Below are 4,893 nucleotides of genomic sequence, written 5' to 3'. Positions count from 1 at the left end.
CGTGAGCCGCCAACCAGATTCCGACGCCGGCCGGGCGTTCATCGGCTATGCCCGCGTCTCGACACGCGGCCAGGACCTCGACGCGCAGCGCGCCGCCCTTGGCGCGGCCGGCTGCGTCCGCATCTTCGAGGAAAAGGCGTCCGGAGCGAAGCGGGACCGGCCCGAGCTGGCGCGGATGCTCGACCATCTGCGCGCCGGCGACGTGGTGACGATCACCAGGCTAGACCGCCTCGCCCGATCGACGGCCGACCTTCTGGCGATCGCGGAGCGGATCAAGGAGGCCGGCGCTGGCCTGCGATCGCTGGCAGAGCCGTGGGCCGACACGACGACGCCGGCCGGGCGCATGGTGTTGACCGTGTTCGCCGGCATTGCGGATTTCGAGCGCAGCTTGATCGTGGAGCGCACGAGCGCCGGCCGGATCGCGGCGAAGGCGCGGGGTGTGCGGTTCGGCCCCTCCCCTGCCCTCACGGCCGAGCAGATCGCGCACGCCCGCCAGCTCATCCATGACGATAAGAAGCCGGTGGCGGAAGTCGCCCGGCTTCTGAAAGTGCATCGCGCCACCCTCTACCGGGCGCTAGATGGTGTGCCAGCGAAGTAAAATCGCGGGGGAATGATTACATGCTTGCAGGCAATCATGTTTACCCTGCCCTCCCCTCTCGGCATCCGACTCGCGCCGAGATAGAGCGCGAAGCGCCAGCGAGAGCACTGAACTGAATCCCGCTATTTCAGCGGCTTGGATTCAAGGGCTTGCAGAATCAGACAAATCACCGCTTACTTGTAAGTATGAAGCAAAACACAGAAAAGATTCGGAAGGACGTTGCCGCTCATAGGGCGCGGCAGGCGGCCGCCGGTCGTGTGGCGCTGAATACCTACGTTCCGGGTGATCTTGTCGAAGCACTTGATCAGATCAAGGAACGCCGAGGCGCGCCGGGTCGCGCGCCGCTTATCGAAGAAGCGTTGAGGCTACTTATCGAGAAGGAAACGAGGGCATAACGAAAAACCCCTCGCCGGTGGCACGGCAAGGGGTTTTTGGATTTCGGAACGGCTAGCTTTGGGGCCAACCACAAACCTGTCCCCAACATAGCTCGTTACCACTAACCCCGCAAGACATGCGTTTTGCGGGAACAGTGAAATTTTGTCCGTTGTCCAAGCCGTCATGCCCTCCCGAACGGAAGGACGAAGGGCATATGTTGAGGACGCAAATCGCGGCCGCGATCGGCTGCGCGCGCGGGCACGCGCTTGACGACATCATGCGGGAAATCTGGACCAGGCACGGAGCCGGCGAGTTTTCCGACGACGAGGCCGGCCAGCTCTCCGCGCTGGCCTATCAGCGCCGGGACGCCTTGCGGGGATCGGGACAGACCGCGCTAGGGCTGGTATTCCCTCCCCCGGCCGAGCGATGCCCGACGCCTGTTCGCCGGCACAGCCATTTCAAAGGCCGATCGGAGGGCCACATATGGCGGCCGACGACGCGCAAGGACGTGCAGGCGATCTTGAAGGCGGCCGAAATCTACAACGAGGCCGGCTTGCACGAGAAGGGCGAGCGCAGCGGCCCGCTCGGATCGGTGGCGCTGGACGTGCTGCGGCTGTTCGTCAACCTCATCGACTTCCGCACCGGGCGGCTTGAGCCGTCAATCACCACGATCATGGACAGGCTAGGCCGGTCGCGCGATACGATCGTGCGGGCGCTGAAGAACCTGCGGGCGCATGGCTTCATCGACTGGCTGCGGCGCTACGAGCCGACCGGCAACGAGGGGCGCGGCCCCCAGGTGCAGCAGGCGAGCAACGCCTATCGCCTGTCCCTGCCGGAGAAGGCCCGGCAGTTCCTCGGCCGGTTCGGCAAGGCCCCTCCCCCGCCTGCGGATCATGGACAGGAACAGAGGGCTTGGAGCGAGGCAATCGACTCCTACAGGAAGGCCCTGCCCCTCGATGAGCGGACGCAGCTCGACGTGGGCGACAGCCCGCTAGGGCAGGCCCTTGTGAGCATGGCAAAGAACTTGATGAAACGTGAGTCCGATAAACAGACTGAATCCCCCTCTAGTTCCATTCTCTATATGAAAACATAAGCGGTCGCCGCTGTTCGGGCCGCTATCGCGGCCCTGCGGCGGTTCCGGCCCGCGCATAGGCGGGCCGGCAAACGGCGCCCTCGGAGCAAAATCCGCAACGCTTGCGCCTGCGGTCACCGTCCTATGGGCTTTCGAGAACGAGCGAGGGGCAAGGGCTGCGCTCAATATGAAATCATGTAAACATGCTTTCATGTCAGCGCGACTTGTGCGATTGTTGTTTCGTACGATACAAAAGAGGCCGCCATGTCCCCCGCCAATCCGACCGCGAAGACCTATGCCGCGCTGAATCGGGCGTTCGATTTCTTCAATGAGCGGCTTTTCGGCGGCGAGCTGCCGCCCTGCCTCGTGACCTTGCAGCGGAAGAACAAAGCCTATGGCTATTTCGCTGGCCGCCGGTTCGGATCGAAGGATGGCGCGGAGATCACCGACGAAATCGCGTTGAATCCGTCGCACTTCAAGAGCCGGACGGACGAGCAGAGCCTTTCCACCCTCGCCCATGAGATGGCGCACCTTTGGCAGCACCATTTTGGGAAGCCCTCGCGGAACGGCTACCACAACAAGGAATGGGCGGCGAAAATGCACGCGATCGGCCTGCACCCTTCCGACACCGGCCGACCTGGCGGGAAGGAAACAGGCCAGTCATGCAGCCATTACCTCATCGAGGCCGGCCCCTACGCCCGTGCTTTTGCCGAACTGGCCGCCCAACCTGACTTTTCGGCCCTCTATGTCGAGCTTTGGGACGACGCCGACGCCCGGAGGAAGCGCAAGGCGAAGTCGGCCAGCAAGACCCGCTACACATGCCCGAACTGCGAACTTCACGCTTGGGCGAAGCCGGGCGCGCGCTTGGTCTGTGGGGAGTGCGACGAGCCTATGGCGGCCGAGGACGGCGACGATGGTTAACCGACCATAAATCTATACATGCTTACATGATTGAGAGAAAGCATGTAGGGTTCCTTGCATGAAAGGATGCAACCATGATTACAGTAGCGCTCTGCACGCAAAAGGGTGGGACCGGCAAGACTACGATCGCGACGGCGCTTGCAGTCGCGGCGCATCAGGCCGGAAAGAAATCCGCCTTGCTCGACCTCGACCCTCAGACGAACGCCGTCAACTGGTTTGACCGGCGAGAAGGCGACGGCCCTGACGTTGCCTCGATCCAGCCCGGCGCTATCCCGCGCTCCTTGGACGCCTATCGCGGCCTTGGCATGGATTGGGTGTTCATCGACACGCCCGGCAAGATGGACAGCGCCTCGACGGAGGCGGCCAAGCACGCCGACATGGTGTTGATCCCGACCCAAGCGCAGATATTTGCGATCGACACCTTGGAGCCTCTAAAGCGGCTGCTCGACATGGCCGGCAACCCGCCGGCCTTTGTGGTGCTAAATCTCGTGCATCCGAACGCCGGGGGTAGGGCGGCCGACGACGCCGCCGCGATCACAGAGCGTTTCAACGTGCCGGTCGCGCCCATCCATCTGTCGCGCCTGAAAGCCTATGAGGATGCGCCGGCCCTGGGGCAGACGCCGCAAGAGCTGGAACCGCAAGGACGTGCCGCCCAAGAAGTCGCCGGCCTGTTTAGCTTCCTTTCAGAGCAGGCAAGCATGATTACAGGTAAGCATGAAAGGATGAAAGCATGAGCCGCAAGCCTTCCCTTCTGGCCACCGCGATCAAGACGGCGGAGTCGCCGGCGACCGAGCCAGCAGCTCCCGCCCTTTTCGACACGCCGACCGAGCCGAAGCGGTCGGCTCGCGGCCAGCAGTCGGGCGGAACTTACGTTCCGCCGTCGAGGGCGAACAAGAGCGCCAAAACGCATCACCTGCCGCCGGCCTATTGGGAGACGCTGGAAGAACTCAGCTTCCGGACGCGCGATGACAAAGGCAAGCGGGTTACGCAGGAGCGGCTTGTGGCCGAGGCGCTGAACCTGCTTTTCGCGAAATACAATTTCCCGGTCGTTCGAGAGGATGGGGAATAGCGGGCAAACATGCGTACAGGTAAGCATGTAACCATCCGCCCCCGGCCGTCCCTACGGCCCTAGATGATGAGAGCGGGCCGGCCGGGGGCTACCGCCGAGCTAGTAGGCGCTTGAAACTATAACAATATGCACTATAGTTTATGGTGCTATAGCGGAGGTTCCGTGCGGATTTTCTTGACCAGAGGCGTTATGCGGTTCGCCCGCCGGCAACGCATTGCCGACGCCAGCTTGAGCGAGGCTATCGAGCGGGCCGAGCGTGGCACTATCGACGCCGATCTTGGCGGCGGCCTCATCAAGCAGCGCGTGGCGCGGCCTGGTCAGGGGCGCTCCGGCGGGTATCGGATGATCGTCGCCTATCGGGCGGCCGGGCGCGCGGTGTTTCTGTATGCGTTCGCCAAGAGCGACCGCGATAACATTGACGATGACGAGTTGGCGGCCCTGCGCACGATCGGGGCGAACTGGCTTGCAGCGTCGGCCGAGCTGGTCGGGCAAGCCATTGAGGACGGAGATTTGAAGGAGATCGAGCATGACGACGACGAAGCCTAGCCGCCTTGTCCGCGAGATCGCGGAAATGGCGGACGCACAGCGCCGCCTTGGGATCATGGACGAGGCGACCTATGAGAAGATCACGGCGCGGCACCTTGGAGAGAAAATCTTGCCGACTGAAACGCCAATGACCGGCGCGGAGGTGCGGGCCGTGCGCGAGCGGGCGCACCTTAGCCAAGCCGCGTTCGGCCGCTATCTCAATGTGACGCCCGGCTATGTGTCGCAGCTTGAGCGCGGCGAGGCGCAGGCCAAAGGGCCGGCTCTGGCCTTGTTGAACGTGATCCGGCGGCGGGGCATCGAGGCGCTGCACTA

The 4,893-nt window shown here is 63.4% G+C and carries 8 protein-coding genes; all 8 read left to right on the top strand.

All coding sequences use genetic code 11. From position 1 onward, the window contains the following. The first annotated feature begins 1 nt into the window (after position 1). Complete coding sequence (locus GTU70_RS00910) at positions 2-598, top strand: recombinase family protein (RefSeq protein WP_166096882.1); 597 nt, start codon at positions 2-4, stop codon at positions 596-598. Between the two features lie 185 nt (positions 599-783). Beyond that, complete coding sequence (locus GTU70_RS00905; protein ID WP_097143538.1) at positions 784-993, top strand: ribbon-helix-helix protein, CopG family; 210 nt, start codon at positions 784-786, stop codon at positions 991-993. Positions 994-1,187: 194 nt separating this feature from the next. Continuing rightward, positions 1,188-2,066: a helix-turn-helix domain-containing protein gene (locus GTU70_RS00900; protein ID WP_125335966.1), complete on the top strand. Its 879-nt coding sequence runs from the start codon at positions 1,188-1,190 to the stop codon at positions 2,064-2,066. Positions 2,067-2,309: 243 nt separating this feature from the next. Further along, a complete protein-coding gene (locus tag GTU70_RS00895) occupies positions 2,310-2,966 on the top strand; it encodes a SprT-like domain-containing protein (RefSeq protein WP_166096881.1) in 657 nt (218 codons plus the stop codon). A gap of 74 nt (positions 2,967-3,040) precedes the next feature. Then, a complete protein-coding gene (locus GTU70_RS00890; protein ID WP_125335968.1) occupies positions 3,041-3,700 on the top strand; it encodes a nucleotide-binding protein in 660 nt (219 codons plus the stop codon). Further along, on the top strand, positions 3,697-4,035 hold the full coding sequence (locus tag GTU70_RS00885) for a chromosome partitioning protein ParB (protein ID WP_185756051.1): 339 nt from the start codon (positions 3,697-3,699) through the stop codon (positions 4,033-4,035). Before GTU70_RS00890 ends, GTU70_RS00885 begins: the two co-directional genes overlap by 4 nt. A gap of 162 nt (positions 4,036-4,197) precedes the next feature. After that, complete coding sequence (locus GTU70_RS00880) at positions 4,198-4,581, top strand: type II toxin-antitoxin system RelE/ParE family toxin (RefSeq protein ID WP_057352992.1); 384 nt, start codon at positions 4,198-4,200, stop codon at positions 4,579-4,581. Next, positions 4,562-4,893: helix-turn-helix domain-containing protein (locus GTU70_RS00875; protein WP_057352993.1), on the top strand; the 332-nt coding region annotated here is incomplete at its 3' end. The genes GTU70_RS00880 and GTU70_RS00875, both read left to right, overlap by 20 nt.

The organism is Rhizobium flavescens (assembly GCF_011319365.1).
The sequence above is the reverse complement of the archived record's forward strand: the minus strand, read 5'-3'. Positions and strand labels throughout refer to the sequence as shown.